The 15,820-nt window shown below is 50.7% G+C and carries 12 protein-coding genes; 9 read left to right on the forward strand and 3 right to left on the reverse strand.

Translation table 11 applies throughout. The annotated features are described in order from the left end of the window. The first annotated feature begins 84 nt into the window (after window positions 1-84). Together rsmF and HEP82_RS02630 are read left to right on the forward strand one after the other, a co-directional pair. Complete coding sequence (gene rsmF / locus HEP82_RS02625; protein WP_192456852.1) at window positions 85-1,530, forward strand: 16S rRNA (cytosine(1407)-C(5))-methyltransferase RsmF; 1,446 nt, start codon at window positions 85-87, stop codon at window positions 1,528-1,530. A 234-nt stretch (window positions 1,531-1,764) separates the two neighbouring features. After that, window positions 1,765-1,965, forward strand: coding sequence for a YdfD/YebW family protein (locus HEP82_RS02630; protein ID WP_015853776.1), 201 nt, complete (start codon window positions 1,765-1,767; stop codon window positions 1,963-1,965). A gap of 232 nt (window positions 1,966-2,197) precedes the next feature. On the opposite strand, the gene HEP82_RS02635 is transcribed toward HEP82_RS02630, so the two are convergent. Then, window positions 2,198-4,204 (reverse strand): methyl-accepting chemotaxis protein, encoded by a 2,007-nt coding sequence (locus HEP82_RS02635; RefSeq protein WP_192456659.1) that lies wholly within the window; start codon window positions 4,202-4,204, stop codon window positions 2,198-2,200. Between the two features lie 752 nt (window positions 4,205-4,956). Further along, window positions 4,957-5,820 (reverse strand): phage repressor protein CI, encoded by an 864-nt coding sequence (locus tag HEP82_RS02640; RefSeq protein ID WP_192456660.1) that lies wholly within the window; start codon window positions 5,818-5,820, stop codon window positions 4,957-4,959. Window positions 5,821-6,672: 852 nt separating this feature from the next. Here HEP82_RS02640 and HEP82_RS02645 point away from each other — a divergent pair. The 3 genes from HEP82_RS02645 (at window position 6,673) to HEP82_RS02655 (ending at window position 10,321) form a co-directional block, all read left to right on the forward strand. Beyond that, complete coding sequence (locus HEP82_RS02645; protein WP_192456661.1) at window positions 6,673-6,894, forward strand: hypothetical protein; 222 nt, start codon at window positions 6,673-6,675, stop codon at window positions 6,892-6,894. A 520-nt stretch (window positions 6,895-7,414) separates the two neighbouring features. Further along, window positions 7,415-8,770, forward strand: coding sequence for an esterase-like activity of phytase family protein (locus HEP82_RS02650; RefSeq protein ID WP_192456662.1), 1,356 nt, complete (start codon window positions 7,415-7,417; stop codon window positions 8,768-8,770). Between the two features lie 207 nt (window positions 8,771-8,977). After that, window positions 8,978-10,321, forward strand: a complete 1,344-nt coding sequence (locus tag HEP82_RS02655) for an MFS transporter (protein ID WP_192456663.1) — start codon at window positions 8,978-8,980, stop codon at window positions 10,319-10,321. 106 nt (window positions 10,322-10,427) lie between these two features. On the opposite strand, the gene smrA is transcribed toward HEP82_RS02655, so the two are convergent. Continuing rightward, window positions 10,428-10,994 carry a DNA endonuclease SmrA gene (gene smrA, locus HEP82_RS02660; RefSeq protein WP_192456664.1) on the reverse strand — a complete coding sequence of 189 codons (567 nt, stop codon included), beginning with the start codon at window positions 10,992-10,994 and terminating at the stop codon, window positions 10,428-10,430. A gap of 389 nt (window positions 10,995-11,383) precedes the next feature. Between smrA and HEP82_RS02665 the strand changes: the two genes are divergently transcribed. The 4 genes from HEP82_RS02665 (at window position 11,384) to HEP82_RS02680 (ending at window position 15,802) form a co-directional block, all read left to right on the forward strand. Then, window positions 11,384-11,986 carry a phage tail protein gene (locus tag HEP82_RS02665; RefSeq protein WP_192456665.1) on the forward strand — a complete coding sequence of 201 codons (603 nt, stop codon included), beginning with the start codon at window positions 11,384-11,386 and terminating at the stop codon, window positions 11,984-11,986. Beyond that, window positions 11,986-12,600 (forward strand): tail fiber assembly protein, encoded by a 615-nt coding sequence (locus HEP82_RS02670; RefSeq protein ID WP_407938270.1) that lies wholly within the window; start codon window positions 11,986-11,988, stop codon window positions 12,598-12,600. Before HEP82_RS02665 ends, HEP82_RS02670 begins: the two co-directional genes overlap by 1 nt. Window positions 12,601-13,248: 648 nt before the next feature. Next, window positions 13,249-13,443, forward strand: a complete 195-nt coding sequence (locus HEP82_RS02675) for an ogr/Delta-like zinc finger family protein (RefSeq protein WP_192456666.1) — start codon at window positions 13,249-13,251, stop codon at window positions 13,441-13,443. A 505-nt stretch (window positions 13,444-13,948) separates the two neighbouring features. Beyond that, window positions 13,949-15,802 (forward strand): sensor domain-containing diguanylate cyclase, encoded by a 1,854-nt coding sequence (locus tag HEP82_RS02680; RefSeq protein ID WP_192456667.1) that lies wholly within the window; start codon window positions 13,949-13,951, stop codon window positions 15,800-15,802. Window positions 15,803-15,820 lie beyond the last annotated feature (18 nt).

The following is a 15,820-nucleotide window of genomic DNA, read 5'->3' on the forward strand; positions in this document are numbered from 1 at the left end:
TGGAGCGGGCACCGTCCGTTTCGATGGCGCCGCTTTGTGGTACTATCTCGCTCCTTTGAACGCTTGCAGCAAACGGTATCGCCAGTGACTAAACACATTCCCGCCGCTCTCCCCGTCGAATTTCTTGCCGCCATGCAGCACATCATGCCGGCGCATTTATCCATGGATGCGTTTATTGCTGCCTGCCAACGCCCGCTGCGGCGCAGTATCCGTGTTAATACGCTGAAGATCGGCGTCACAGATTTCCTCGCGCTGGTCGAGCCCTATGGTTGGCAGTTAGCACCTATCCCCTGGTGCGACGAAGGCTTCTGGTTGCTCAATGCCGACGACGCAGTGCTGCGTCTGGGCAATGCGCTGGAACATCTCGGCGGGCTGTTTTATATCCAGGAAGCCAGCTCCATGTTGCCGGTCAATGCCTTGTTCCACGGTGGTATCACGCCAGAACGGGTACTGGACATGGCGGCGGCGCCCGGTTCAAAAACCACGCAGTTGGCAGCGCGAATGCGCAATCAAGGCGGGATTGTCGCCAACGAATATTCGTCAAGCCGGGTCAAGGTATTGCATGCCAATCTGCACCGTTGCGGTGTCAGCAATACGGCGCTGACGCATTTTGACGGCCGCATCTTCGGCGAGGTGTTACCGGAACATTTCGATGCGGTGCTGCTTGATGCCCCTTGTTCCGGCGAAGGCGTGGTACGCAAAGATCCGGCCGCCATGAGCCACTGGTCGCCGGAAAGTATCGTCGATATCGCCGCGACGCAGCGGGAGCTGATTCTCAGCGCCTTTCACGCGCTCAAACCGGGCGGCGTACTGATTTACTCGACCTGTACGCTGAATCATCAGGAAAATCAGGATGTTTGCCGCTGGCTGCTGACCCAGTTTCCCCATGCCTGCGAAATCGAACCGCTTGATAACCTGTTTCCCGAAGCCCACCATGCCACCACCGCCGAAGGCTTTTTGCACGTTTTTCCGCAAATCTACGACAGTGAAGGTTTTTTTATCGCCCGTTTGCGTAAAACCGCCAGCGTTTCAGGGTTGCCGGAACCCAGCTATAAGGCCGGGAAGTTCCCTTTCTCCCCCATCAACGCCAAAGAAGCGCGCCAGCTCATCCAGACGGCCCATCATTTGGGGCTTGTCTGGTCGGAAGACACGCTGCAGCTTTGGCAGCGTGATGACGAAATCTGGCTGTTCCCGGCACAGTTGCACCCACTGTTTGGCCGAATCCGCTTCTCACGGCCAGGCATTCGGCTGGCAGAACGCTTCGCCAAAGGCTATCGCTGGCAACACGAGTCCATTGTCGCGCTTGGCGACACATCAAGCGCCAACGCATTTATGCTGGATGATGATAATGCGCGCGCGTGGTTTCAGGGCAAAGATCTCTACCCGGATGCGCTGCCGCCCCATGACGATATCCTGCTGGTCTGGCGGCAAACGCCACTTGGCTTGACCAAGCGCGTCGGATCTCGGCTGAAAAACACATTGCCGCGCGATCTGGTGCGCGATGGTGCCAGCGCCGCCGGGCTGCGCTAACACCGCAGACAAAATCAGGCGCCGGCGGCCTACCACGCTGCCGGTTCGCCTGTCTGTGTTCAATGCCTGAAAATTACCCTTCAATACCCACCGGACGAATGCCTGTCGGGAACCCGGCCTTCGCAAGCTTGCGCGTCTTCTCATGTTTAGCGGTATGACATGACGCCCGCTTCCCGTTTTTTCATCTACACTTCCACTTATGGGCAAGGCATGACCTAACCGGTTGAGGGAAGTATGTTTGCACTGGTGATCTTTGTCTGCTATCTCGGCGGTGGTTGTGAAAATCTGGTCGCTGGCGCCTATGACTCGGAAGCACAGTGTCTCAGCGCTATGGACGAGCAACGCATACGTAATGGCGGTTGTTTCCCCATCGAAGACTTTACCCACGACCTTTGGCAACCCGCTCGTGAACACAGCGACTTATGGCGCCGCTGAAGCGCCGGGTCGCGACGAGTTATCTATCTGATATAAAACATTTTCACTCATGTTGTGCTAAATCTTATTCCCGCATAAATGACCGAAAGTACCGGCGTAAATTTCCGCTCACCGACCATGACGCAACCCTGATCGTTCCAAAAGACAACGCCTGTATCGATCACGATGGCATAAAAAAGGACAACATCATGGCTGCAGGATGTTGCCCAAATAGAGGGAGAACATGTTGTTATTAGAATTTCACCCATTCATCCTCGGATGAATGTCGACGTGTTTCGCCTTGATTTTTTACCGTTTTATTGTGTTCGGTTCGATGAGATTGACGCTGCGGTTTACCCGCCGGTAATAGCGGCATATCGCCGGTATTACGCGGTTTATGCAGGTTGCTGTGAGTCGAAATAGGTGCATCACCCAAATAAAACGCTGAAATACTCTGTTCCAGGCGTTGCGCCTGTTCTTCCAACTGATTGGCTGCGGTGGACGACTCCTCAACCAGCGCGGCATTTTGCTGCGTCGTGCTGTCAAGCTCCGTCACCGCCTGGGCAATCTGGCTGATGCCGCGACTCTGTTCATCGGATGCCGAGGCAATTTCCCCCATAATATCGTGCACATGGGTCACGGAGCGTACAATGTCCTGCATGGTGCGTCCGGCATCGTCCACCAACACCGAACCCGTGTTGACACGCTCTACCGATTCATTAATCAGCCCCTCAATCTCTTTGGCCGCCTGCGAACTGCGCTGCGCCAGATTTCGCACTTCGCTGGCGACGACGGCGAACCCCCGCCCTTGTTCCCCGGCTCTGGCCGCTTCTACCGCGGCGTTAAGCGCCAGAATATTGGTCTGAAACGCAATGCTGTTAATCACTGACGTGATTTCAGAGATACGTCTGGAGCTGTTCGAAATGCCGTCCATTGTCTGCACCACGTTAGTGACAATCTCTCCGCCTTTGACTGCGTTTTGCGACGCCTCCGCCGCCAACTGCGATGCGTGATGCGCGTTTTCCGAGTTCTGGCGGACAGTTGACGTCAATTGCTCCATACTGGCCGCGGTTTCCACCACTGCGGCCGACTGCTCTTCGGTTCGAGATGACAGGTCGCTATTTCCGGCCGCTATTTCCGCCGACGCAGTCGCTACCTTGTCGATACCGTCACGAATGTCATGAATAATTTGGCGCAGTTTGCCATTCATGGTCGCCATGGCGGTAATCAACATGCCCAATTCATCTTTACGTGACGAGCTAATCGAACTGGTCAAATCTCCGCTCGCTATACGTTCAGCCACCGCCAGCCCTTGTTTCAGCGGCGTGGTAATCTGGAGGGTAATCCGCCAAGTCATGATAATGCCGAGTACAATCACTATCACGCCAGTAACCAGCATTTGTAATCTGGCTGACTGTATGTCTTGGGTTGATTTGCTCAACTGCGAGGCGAACAGTGTCGATACATCCGTATTCAATTTTTCCGCCGCTGCGGTCATATTTTTACTGGCCGCCGTTTCTGCCTGAAAAGACATCAAATAGGCTGGTGCGGTATTGCGGTATTGCAAAAAATAGGCCCAGGCTTTATCTAACCCTATTTGCGTCTCTGTATTGACTATATCGCGACCCGCCTTGATTTCTTTTTCCGCCGTGTCAATGGACTTCATTACCTGATTCAAGGTGTCATCCGATGGAGCCAGAAGCAAGTCGTGAGCCAGATCGCGAATATCAGCCATGGCATCCTTCATTCGATATAGCCGTACCTGAGCCTCTGCACTGATGTCGGACGCCTGTGACCATTTTCCTTTGAATTCATCTAATACAACTTCACTCTCATCCTGTCCGATGAGCTTGCCGGCATTATCACGATTCTTGCTGGTCGCAATAAATGCCTCTCTCATATCCTGATAGTTTTTGATGTCAGTACCGATATCCCTCACATTCGACAAAACATCTATATCCCAACTTAATCCCATCATCGGTTCATAGAGAGTGAGCATTTTTTTAATCTGCTCACCATTTTTTTCAATATAGCTATAATCATGGGTAAACTGAAATTGTAATCGTAAAATTCTTGCCTGCGCCAACGCTGAGTAAACTTCATTACTCACCAATGCTTTATTATTACGATCCCCAACACGACTAAACCCAATCATACTGGCGATCAGAACGATCAATGTGAGCAAAAGAACCGAACCGAACCCCAAGGAAAGTTTAGTCCCCACTTTCAGACTATTGTATTTTTCACCCAGACTACTCATAGGCTCACCTGTTGAGATAAATTGCAGCCACGATGCTTCTTCAACCCCCCAAGCATCTCATCATTAATTCCAACATAGTAAAAACAATAAATAAAAATAGGCTTTATTCTTGGCTTTACTACTTACTGATATAAAGATATGCAGCAACACGCCATTACTTGATTAGCGTCTTATTAAGGAAAGACCACCCGAGGAAAAAGATCATGACAAACATCACAATTCATTATTCACATAAGTTTAATTAGACTAATAAAATAATGTTCCTTGTTTACCATCAACTCTCTATGCAATTCATGTCCAGTTTAAATAGAATGAAAACCACTATTATAACCCTACTTAGGTTATATACCCGTCATACTTAACGTTGCAGGTGTGTTAACTACGTTAACTCACCCGGATGACTTACCCGAGAAAGCTCATCGGAATTGACTCACTGGCCGACTTCCTGCAACTCGAATTATTTAGGGTATATAGGGATATATTATTGTGTCTGCCAAAATAAACGGACACCGATTCATTCGGCAGCTATGTATATGCTATGTTTAGCACCTCGGCAGAGTACACATCTGGGCGCGGGATGTCCCGACAAACGCGAAGCGTCATAAGGAACACCATCAACCAGACAATTAAAAGCTTCTGCCGCCTTTTGCAAGGACCGAAGTGGTTTAGAAAGACAGCCCCCGGCAAGAGGCTCTCAACAGAAAGGCATGTCTATCGGAATAGCCGGCACGCCGCTAAACACGCATTATCAATCAATATGTTGGCGTTATCGTCAGCACGACCAGTCCCTGCGGAGTCACTTCTTCCACGCCGCACTGAAACGGCGATACGCTGCCCACCACATGAATTTTGCGCCCCGGCAACAGCGATACATCGTAGATATCGCTTTTCCCATCGATGCCCAGCAGCCACCGGCCATTACCGATACTGGTTACGCCAGAATCCACCAGCCAGGAAGCATTCCCCCCTACCACCAATAGCGGCTTATGCAGCCCTTTGGGCAAAAACAGCGGATCGGCTTTCCATCTCCCGACATTTTCGAGCTTCCCAGCTTTCAACGTCATGTGTGGGATCGACAACATACTGTCGCCCCCATCATCGATGACCGGCGCTTCATCCCCAAACGGTTTACCCTGCCCGGTAGCCAGCCATTCCAGAGAAACACCGGTATCCAACGCACACGTCACCACCACGTCGCCGGGGAAAAAATCCCGTCGAATCCAGGTACTGATCGTCCCCGGCGCGATGCCCAATAGATCCCCAAATTCCTTTTGCGTGCTAAAACCATATGCATCCAGCATACGACGTAGGACGGCTTTTCCTCCAGACGCCAGAACTTGCTCATACAGCGTTTTTCCCTTGAGCGATGTTTTTTCCGCCCTCGCATTCGATTTTGCGAATTCACCTGTCACCAACCAGCCCGCATCCACTCCGGTATCCAGTGCACATCGCAGAATGATATTACCGGGAATATTACCTCGCTGAACCCAGTTACTGATTGTATTGGTTGGTATTTCAGTAACATCACTGAGTTCTTTCTGTGTTTTCACTCCGTAGCTCGACAGTATGCGTTCCAGTACGGAGGCCGCAGAGGCGGCACTGTTATTCGTATTCAAAAACACCTCACGAGTATTTATATATACACGTTATGTTTCTTACAGTGTCTACATATCACATGTCACGCCATAGAACACTCTGTCCGAGGGAGATATTGCTTTATGTTGCGTGAGATTTCAATTGGATCCCCGTCTTCTGGGAAAATCTTAGCCTCTATCTGATCCATAGCACACCACCAGAACTCGCTCTATATGCCGTTGGAAAAGTGTTACCCGATATGGCGGGAGTTGACGTTTTACTCAAGTCTTCAACACGGCGATCACCGAGCCCCTTAAGCACGTTCAACAGAATTCAGGTTGCAAATTTAAATCCGTCGAATAGACAACTCCGCCAAAGGTTTTTCCAATCCACGGCGGAATCAAAAGCGCAACATTCGTTTTGCAACCGAACACGAATAATTCGAAAATTTTAAATGACCGTGTTATCGCCCCATTTCCGTCACCCAGAGATCCCTCATGAAAACGCATTATACCTTTACCGCTGATTATGGATTACGTGTTGTGGAACCCCACCACGACGGCCCCTGCACTGGCATAAGATGCTTTATTGCGATCTCGCACCACGAGCGCCATCGGCAAGATTGAGCTACCACCAACGCAACCATCTGGTATCACTAGCGCACAACGACAACAGTGCGGCATAGGCAGTTCCCGCTGAGAACGGGAAGCGACGGCACGAGGAACCAGCGAAATTATTAATAGCCAACTCATTGATGAATTTAAAAATAAGCCGATATCTGCTTTTGATGAATAGTGCATCATGCCATCACAGGTTCTGCACTTATAGGTTGACGAATATATCTGAATATAAAATACTGTATATAAATACAGTGATGTAATGGAAGAGGTACCGTGGAACAGACAGAAACAAAAGAGCTAACCCTGTCAAGGATTAGATTAATCGCAGATATGTCACTGATTTCACAATGCAATCCTGAAGAAATGAAAATCGCCATGTCACTGATCGCCGATTTATCGCACGGTGAAATTCCGGATGGTGATTATCAACAAATCCTGAAGGAATATGGTGATCTTCAGCGGCTGAGAACCTGGTTCGACCAACAGATACTGTAAGGAGCAATAATGAGTGGCAGCCCGCAGAACCCGTTCACACTGAATTATCAATGCCGCTTTTATTATTTCTTTCCACATTTTTTATATTGTCGACAAACACAGTAAGTCTCTTTTTCCAGTGGTTGCATGAGCGCTGGCACCAAACAGCAACTGCTCTATTTTTAACGATTTCACACAGGCTCGTTTACCTGTCGGGGGCAGAACCGTGATAACGGAACCTTTGACGGCAATTGATTTCGATTTGTATTTTCACGATGACTCCAGCCCGACTATCAACCCGTTCATCGTGTTGGCGTTTCTATTAAGGTTAAGGAACGCCCTTATGTAAATGGACTTGTTGTTGTTCCTCTGCATTAAACCAACCTCATCAAGGCACCCGGTCATTTCCCCGTGTGCCTTCAGGCCGCTAAAAATATCCTCACGCCCGACGCCGATGATTATCCGGCGATCCGGCTGTCATGTTACTGTCGTATTGGTTTCCTAATGTAAATGCAATTATTACATCATCAGGGCTACCACTATGCGTCTGCACTCATTGTTGTTTTCCGCTGTTTTCGCTACCGCCGCCGCACAAGCGGCCGACATTCACGCCGAACACTACCAAATTGCATTCCCCAATCAGGATCGAGTTGCCTATCAGGGCGCCTGGAAAACGCGATTTCCTACCGGTTTCCCGATGGGGATCGGCTCAGGGCTGACGTTTACCGGTCGGAACGGCAACCAACTGACTTTTGTCACCGTCACGGATCGCGGGCCAAACGCCGATGCGCCCGGTTATCAGGGGCAGGAAGGCAAGATCTTCGCCGCCCCTGACTTTACGCCATCCATTATGACTCTTACCCTCGATGGTAATCAGGTAACAGCATCCGCCCTGCATCCCTTACATGACGAAAAAGGGCCGGTCAGCGGCCTGCCTCTGCCGGCAACACTGGTGGGCAGCACGCGAGAAGTCGCACTGAGCGACCAATTAAAGAAACTGCCGGATGACGCGCGTGGCTTGGATACAGAGGCCATTACGCCGGATGGCAGCGGCGGCTTTTGGCTCTCCGACGAATACGGCCCGTTCCTGCTCCATATCGCCGCTGACGGCAAAATTCTGCAGAAATTCGGGCCCACTCCGGCTGATAGCGAAACTGGCATCGCCACCGGGTTGCCCAACATCATCAAATGGCGTCAGCCCAATCGTGGATTTGAAGGCGTTACTCGCCTGCCGGACGGCCGTATTCTGGCGGCGGTGCAAAGTACGTTGGATATCGACGGGAAGACGCGCGATAACGCCCTGTTTACCCGGCTGGTCAGCTTCGATCCGGCGACGGGGAAAACCGCCATGTACGGCTACCCGCTGGATCCGAACCACTGGAAAAAGATGGGCGACGCCAAAATCGGCGACATCGTTGCGCTAAATAATCATCAAATACTGGTTATCGAGCAGGGCGCCGACAAGGACAAAGTCATGCACAACCTGATTTATCGGGTTGATTTTGGCAATGCCAGCGATTTGACCACTTTCGATCAACAGCAACCTGCCGAATGGAACGATACCGCTACCCTGACCAGCCGGGGAATTCGGCTGGCTGACAAACAGCAAATCGTTGATTTGCGGGCACTGGGTTGGGAGCCGGAAAAAGCGGAAGGGTTGGCATTGATTGACGCCAGTACGCTGGCCGTAACCAATGACAATGACTTCGGCCTGCAATCCGTCCTGACGCATCCGGCGAACGGCGTGAAGAAAATCGGCAGCTACCAGGCCAACGCTGAAGGCACCTTATCGCTGGATGGCAAGCCCACCCAGGCGGGTGTTGAACTGGAACCGCTGTCCAGCGACGAAGCCGTCAGCCAGCTCTGGATCATTCACCTCCCTCAACCGCTGAAATAACTGATCCGTTAACTCGATGGGCCAACGGGGCGGCTACAAGAGGGTTAGGCGCCCTTAACCCAGGTGGTGAATAGCGGGTTGCCCCATCACCACGTGCTTTCACTGCACAGATAAAATTTATTCCCATCACCGTATTTCCCTGTCGGCAATTATTGTTTACAGTGTAAGCCATTATGAACATCTTGCTGCACTGTTGGAGAATAAAGCGTGACGGGTTCTACCGCAATCGACGTTCGCCAGTTGATTAATCAACGCCCCCTTGGGTCTTATCAAAAACTGATTGTTTTTCTGGCTTTTTGCATTATCGCCCTTGATGGCATGGACATCGCACTGATGGGATTTATCGGCCCTTCGCTGAAAGCCGCCTGGGGGATCAGCAACGCCGAGCTGGCCGTGGTCATCAGTTCGGCGCTGATCGGGTTGGCCGTCGGTGCTATGGTTTCAGGCCCGCTGGCTGACTGGAAAGGCCGCAAGGCGATTATTGTGTTCAGCGTGCTGATGTTCGGCCTGTGGACCCTGATGGCCGCCTACTCGCAAAATTTACAGCACCTGGTGATATTCCGTTTTCTGACCGGTCTGGGGCTCGGTGCCGCCATGCCGAACGTCGGTACGTTAATCTCCGAATTCGCGCCGGAAAAAAGGCGTTCATTTATTATTACAGTCGTCTTCTGTGGCTTCAGCTTTGGCGCCGCCAGCGGCGGCTTCGCAGCGTCCTGGATGATCCCCCACTGGGGTTGGCCGTCCGTCTTTTGGCTGGGCGGCATTCTGCCGCTGCTGTTGGCGCCGTTTCTGTTGTGGAAACTGCCGGAGTCCGTTCGATTCTTAGTGACCAGACGCGCCTCATCAAAACAAATTCATCATGTTATCGAGAAAGTCGCACCCGGCGTCAGCACAGCGGACAGTCAGTTCGTCATGCCTTCATCCGAGAAAAAACCAGGGTTCTCGGTTCAACTGGTGTTGTCGAAGTCTTATCGTTTTGGCAGCGTTATGCTTTGGGGAGGCTATTTCTGCGGCATGTTTATGGTGTACCTGCTCGGCAGTTGGCTGCCGACAGTGATCAAGGACGCTGGCATGAGCGTCACCGAAGCCACGGTGATCACCGCGCTCTATCAGGCGGGAGGCATGTTCGGATCCCTGTTCGCCGGCTGGCTGATGGATCGTATCAATCCGCATCTGGCGCTGGGCGCCATCTACGCCGTCGGCGGCATGGCAACGGCGTTGCTCGGCATATCGAATAGTACCGTCCTGCTGGCACTGATCGCCTTCGGCAGCGGGTTCTGCCTCAACGGTGCCAACACCGGGATGAACGCCCTCTCGGCTCGCTATTACCCGACGGAAGCCCGCGCGACCGGCGCCGGTTGGATGCACGGCATCGGGCGTTTCGGCGCCATTATGAGTGCCTTTGTGGGTGCACAAATGGTGAATATGGGATGGGGATTGGTGGTTATGTTCGCCATACTGTCGCTGCCGGCATTTCTCACGTCGGCGATGATTCTGGCCAAAGGCCAGCTCGGCCAGACTCGTCCCGCCGTACTCGAGGCCGCCTACTGACCGCTGAACCATTACCACCTCCCCGGGCAGTGGTTTGGGGATGACTATCACAGCAACGCCCGGTTCGCCGGGCGTTACTATGTTGCCTCATTGACAGGGCGCCGTACTAACGGCTGTGCTTGGCATGTCGTTCACGATTATCCCGGCGCGCCTGTTCGGATTTTTTCAGCGCAATGTAGCAGGCCCCACTGCCGCCATGAAACGGCTGCGCAACGCAAAATGCCTGTACCGTCTCAAATTGTTGTAGCCACCGGAACAAATAACTGCGCACGATGTTGGCATGCGATTTATCGTCGCGAGACTTCCCATGAATGACCAGGAGATTACGCAAGCTGTCTTTTTGTGCTTGCTGCATGAAAGCAAACAGACTCTGCCGGCAGTTGGCCACCGGCTGACGCAGCAAATTCAGGCTGGCATCCAGTGGGTACTTCCCCTGACGCAATTTATCCAATACCCCTTGTTGAATACCTTCCTGACGGAATTCAAGCGGGGCCGTGATGGGAATAGGGTCAATAAAACCCGTGATCAGAAAATTATCCGTTGCCGATTCGGTACATACCACCGGGGCAACTTTGGTCGACGAAGGCTTCAGATGTACAACGGATGCAGCCTGCTTCAGCGGTTTGACATCATCCATGGCGTTTAAAAACAGGTCTTTCTCGTCAAGGGTCATCGTGTCACCCACATTTACTGAAACAACCGGCCTACTATAGCGAGAGCACCGGGAAAGATCATCCGCTCACCGACGTTCTTCCCCGATTCTGCAATTAACCGATCACCCTGCCCCCATCCGCTGACATCACAAACCCTCATCGATAAAAATGGCTACGCCCTATGTTAGCTAATAGAGTTTATTTATCAGATATTGCCGTGTAATACATTTTGAATGTTATGGCTAATAGAGGTCATGACTAATAGCAGTGCGCCTTTATTATTTACGCAGAGAAAATAAAAAACATGCTTAGCCATTTCTCACACAACAGGCGAAAAAACAAATTTTCATTCTCTCTGGCAAAATACTCATCGGGAAAATAACACCCGTTTTTAATTCCTGGAGGAATCATGAAAAAAACTCACTCTATTGATTTGACGTTAGGTAAAGAGAATTTTTATAAAAACAATCGGGTTCGTATCGACAATATTTCAGTGTGTTGTTGCAAATGCGCTGATGAATCCGTCGATAGCTTGAAGGCGCTTATCGGCATCCCCCAACCCTGGCCGCTAGCCGATGCTCCGGAAGGCTGGCTGAAATGTAATGGGCAGGCGTTTGATACGGCCACATACCCTGAACTGGCGAAATGCTATCCGAGCGGGACTTTACCGGATTTACGCGGCGAATTTATTCGTGGTTGGGATGATAGTCGCAATATCGATACCAATCGCGAACTGCTATCTGTGCAAACGGATGCCATTCGCAATATTACCGGTAGTCTATACTACGGGGCCGACGCTGATGTTCAGCTGACTGAAAGTTATTCTAGTGGTGCTTTATATTACGACCTGAATGCTGTGGTGAAAGATACAAAAAATTCTGTTACCTGGACAACGAGTTCAACAGTAAACGCATGGGCTCCTACAATATTCGATGCATCTCGTGTCGTCCCAACTGCATCGGAAAACCGTCCACGCAACATTGCCTTCAATTATATTGTTAAGGTAGGTTAATGATGACAACCCTGAACGACACAGAGATTCAGCTTAGTCCCCAAGGGCTGAGTATGAGTGCAGGTTATATTACGGTTTATCATATCGCGCCACTGACCCGAGAATATATTGGCAGCTCCCGAGAATTTCTCATGGAGGGCGTGGGTATTCCAGCATACAGTTTCATTGATACACCACCGGATTCGGAGGCTGAACAAGCAATTGTCCGCAGCGAAGACGGGTTAAGTTGGGTGTTCACGCCCGATTACCGAGGGAAAACGGCTTACGATAAACAGACCCGACAGTCTGTCCTTGTCACTCAGCCTGGGGAACTGTCTGACCAGTTGACGTTGCTCTCTCCCACTACCGACTATGATGTCTGGCAGGATGATGGCTGGGTTACTGATGTGCAAGCGCAGAAAACGGCGCAGGTCGAGGTAGCTAAAGCGCAATTGGCCGATGATATCGCCCAGGCGGAAAAGCAACTCACTGTATTGCAATATGCCGTAGACCTGAATATCGCAACCGAACAGGAAACTCAGCGTCTGGCAGACTGGAAAACCTATCTGGTTCTGCTAAATCGAGTTGATGTATCGGAAGCGCCGTCGATTGATTGGCCAGCCATACCGGCCTGAGCGGTATAGGCCGTATCTTATGTTCCCCGACACGGATGCCGTCACTGCGGCATCCGTTTTTTATTTTCACGTAATCAATTGTTTTTAATACCAATAAAATAAGTTCATCGCGATGCTGTTATACCATCCCATACCAAACTCCATTCGCATGCCTTCTGTTTGCCGCCAAAGCGCTATGACTCGCCCCTCACAACAGGCACGCAGTCCGACGATTACACAGCGGGAGCGGAAGACAACCAGAACGCGCCCCAAAAAACCTATGCCACACAGCAATAAGCTATCCAGGCCGCGGTAAGCAAATGGCGTGAAGTTCAGAGACAGGGCATCACGCTAAAGCTGTCGCTAGTCAAAGGCCAGAAACACTTCAAACCTGGAGGGGATTAGTCAGCGTGAAAGGCTTCAAAAAGTGATTGATGAAAAACTTTGGCCCATAATAATCACACGCTACGTGAAAAAATTATACCTCAAAATGAGTGTTTAATTAGAGGACTTGCTACCAAGACAAGACAATAAAACCATAAATTACATGATAATAAATGCATTACAAATGCAATCACTTATCGAATTTATTATTTGCAAATTAGAACCTCAGTATGTAGTGTACAGATAAGTTATTTCGTTAACCCGAACACATAAGGTGAATTCAAAATGATGCATTGTCCATTGTGTCGCCACGCAGCCCATGCCCGCTCAAGTCGTTACCTGTCTGAAAATACGAAAGAACGTTACCACCAGTGCACTAACGTAAATTGCGGTCATACCTTTGTCACCCTGGAAGCCGTCACTCGCTCCATCATGCGTCCAGGCAAAACCGAACCCGTTGAAGAGCCCCCCCATTCTTAATATCTGCTCCACACTTCACTGTGTTTTTCTCTCCCTGACCGTTTTCCCGCCACCAGGCGGGTTTTTTATGAAACACACAAAAATATCGAGAATAAAAAACACAAAAAGTGAATTATAAATCACAAAATAATCGGGTGACGTCAAATAATAACTCGGATTATAATTCTAATGTTCTGGCTTATTTTCAGTCACTTACTATGTATACAGTCATGATTTCAGCACTTATCCTATTTGACGAATGATTAAGCGCATTTCCTCACGAACGCAGGCATCAGGTAAGGACGATACTCGCGTCTAATCGGTGATCGGATACACAGTTCTTAAAAAAAAACACAAGCATCGGTCAAGATGTTCGATAACTGTCTTTAGGGTTGCGGTACGCGCCATAGGTGCTGCCGGATTAGCTTGAACGAGTTTCACCTGTCAGCAGCAGGACATCCATTGCTGTCAGAACATTGGGTCAGGGAACTGCGGCCGTCTCGTTGTCATTGATAAAGGTTGCTTCATGGGTTCCTTACGCCACCGTAGCGATAAGCATCAACAGCGCGTCCTTGCACGTATGCTGAAAATTTTCGAGTCTCAGCCGGCCGAAGAGCTGCAACGGCTCATTCGTATCGTTCAATCCTATTTCCAAGTAAAAAGCGTAGTGATCTCACTGCTAGATGACCATCGGCAATGGTTCCTGTATCACTGCAACTTTTCACTGCCCGAACCGCCGATCAACCATTCCTTCTGCGTCCACACTGTCGACGGCGATGCGCCGCTGATCGTCCCCGACACATTGGAAGACCGGCGTTTCGCCAACAACCCTCTTGTCACCGGGGAACCGCTGGTACGTTTTCATGCTAGCTACCCGCTACACCTATCGACAGGCAAAGCGTTCGGTGCATTATGCCTGTATCACGATCAACCGCGACCATTCAGCCCGCACGATCTAGAACAATTGGGCGACCTGGCTTTCATCGTGCAAACCACCCTGCAAAAGGTAGAAATGCAAGCAAACGCCGAACTGGTACGGGAAAAATTCCAACACATGGAGTCCATCAACCAGCAGATCTTCTCTCGCGCCGCGGTAGGGCTGGTGTTAATTACGACGGATATGAAAGCGATGAAAGTCAACTCGGCACTTTGTCGAATGCTGGGTTATAGCGAAGAGCAACTGTTAACGTTTCCGATAGAAAAAGTGGTTCACCCAGACGACCTGCCGGAACTGATTGATATACATCGTCATCTGCTCTCGGGAGAAACATCACAGGATATGGCGCAATGGCGTTATTTACGCGCAGACGGCAGCGTCATCTGGATGCTGGTATCCATTTCCGCGCTCCATAATCCGGACGGCAGCATTTTCGGGCTACAGGTGGCGCTGCACGACCTCAGCACATTAAAAGCCACCGAGCAGGCGCTGCGTGAACTGAGTCAGGAGCTTGAACACCGCGTAGAGCAGAGAACGCAGGAGCTCATGCTTAGCCATCAATTCATCCAAGACATCACCGATCATATCCCGGCGTTGGTCTCCTGCATCAGCCCGGATAACCACTTCACGTTTACCAACCGCCATTTGCGTAAACAGCTGGGCGACGAACACCAGGATTATTACCGGCAGGATATTCACAACATCATGCAACCGCCGGAGTTAGCGCTATTTCTCCCCCGGCTGGAGGAATCGCGGCAAAAACGGTTGCCGATGTCTTTCGAACACACCGTACATACCTTGAACAACCAGTTTATTACCTACCATACCGAGCTGGTACCCGCAGCACGGCCGGAGGATGGCACCTATATCCTGTCAACCGACATCTCCCGATTGACGGCGCTGCGCGACAGGTTGGTATTCGAAGCGAATCACGACCACCTCACCGGCCTGCCGAATCGCCGCGCCGTCATCAACCATCTGACGCGCATCATCAATAAAAAGCACCGTAAACCCCTGGCGCTGTTATTTTTCGACATCAATAACTTCAAGCACTACAACGATCAATTCGGGCATGGGTTCGGCGATAGGGTGATTAAGGCTTTTGCCCGCCTGCTGCGCCGGAATACCCGTGCCTATGACTTCATCGGGCGCCTTTCCGGCGACGAATTTCTCATGGTCATCCATGAGCAGAGCTCTCTGTCCAAAGAAGTACAGATCATCAGTGAAAAATTGAAAAATCGGATTGAGAAGCCGGTAAAAATCTTCAATCAAACCATCACGTTATCAGCCAGTATCGGTACTGCCTTCCTGCCTCAAGGTGCAACGCTGAACATCAACGAATTGATACGCCAGGCCGACGCGGCCATGTACGAGGATAAACGGCGTTTCCAGCGCCTAATAGAGGAACAAACCGACGAACCAAACCGCACCGACAAAGCATAATCAGCCGGCGGCATTCAC

This window comes from Musicola keenii (genome assembly GCF_014855505.1).
In the GTDB taxonomy this organism is placed as follows: Bacteria; Pseudomonadota; Gammaproteobacteria; order Enterobacterales; family Enterobacteriaceae; genus Musicola; species Musicola paradisiaca.

What these genes read in the sequence shown, in the direction of transcription:
- smrA (WP_192456664.1), bottom strand. Translation starts at nt 10,994, where the DNA reads ATGACCCTTGACGAGAAAGACCTGTTTTTAAACGCCATGGATGATGTC.
- HEP82_RS02650 (WP_192456662.1), top strand. Translation starts at nt 7,415, where the DNA reads ATGCGTCTGCACTCATTGTTGTTTTCCGCTGTTTTCGCTACCGCCGCC.
- HEP82_RS02665 (WP_192456665.1), top strand. Translation starts at nt 11,384, where the DNA reads ATGAAAAAAACTCACTCTATTGATTTGACGTTAGGTAAAGAGAATTTT.
- HEP82_RS02630 (WP_015853776.1), top strand. Translation starts at nt 1,765, where the DNA reads ATGTTTGCACTGGTGATCTTTGTCTGCTATCTCGGCGGTGGTTGTGAA.
- HEP82_RS02635 (WP_192456659.1), bottom strand. Translation starts at nt 4,204, where the DNA reads ATGAGTAGTCTGGGTGAAAAATACAATAGTCTGAAAGTGGGGACTAAA.
- HEP82_RS02675 (WP_192456666.1), top strand. Translation starts at nt 13,249, where the DNA reads ATGATGCATTGTCCATTGTGTCGCCACGCAGCCCATGCCCGCTCAAGT.
- HEP82_RS02670 (WP_407938270.1), top strand. Translation starts at nt 11,986, where the DNA reads ATGATGACAACCCTGAACGACACAGAGATTCAGCTTAGTCCCCAAGGG.
- HEP82_RS02680 (WP_192456667.1), top strand. Translation starts at nt 13,949, where the DNA reads ATGGGTTCCTTACGCCACCGTAGCGATAAGCATCAACAGCGCGTCCTT.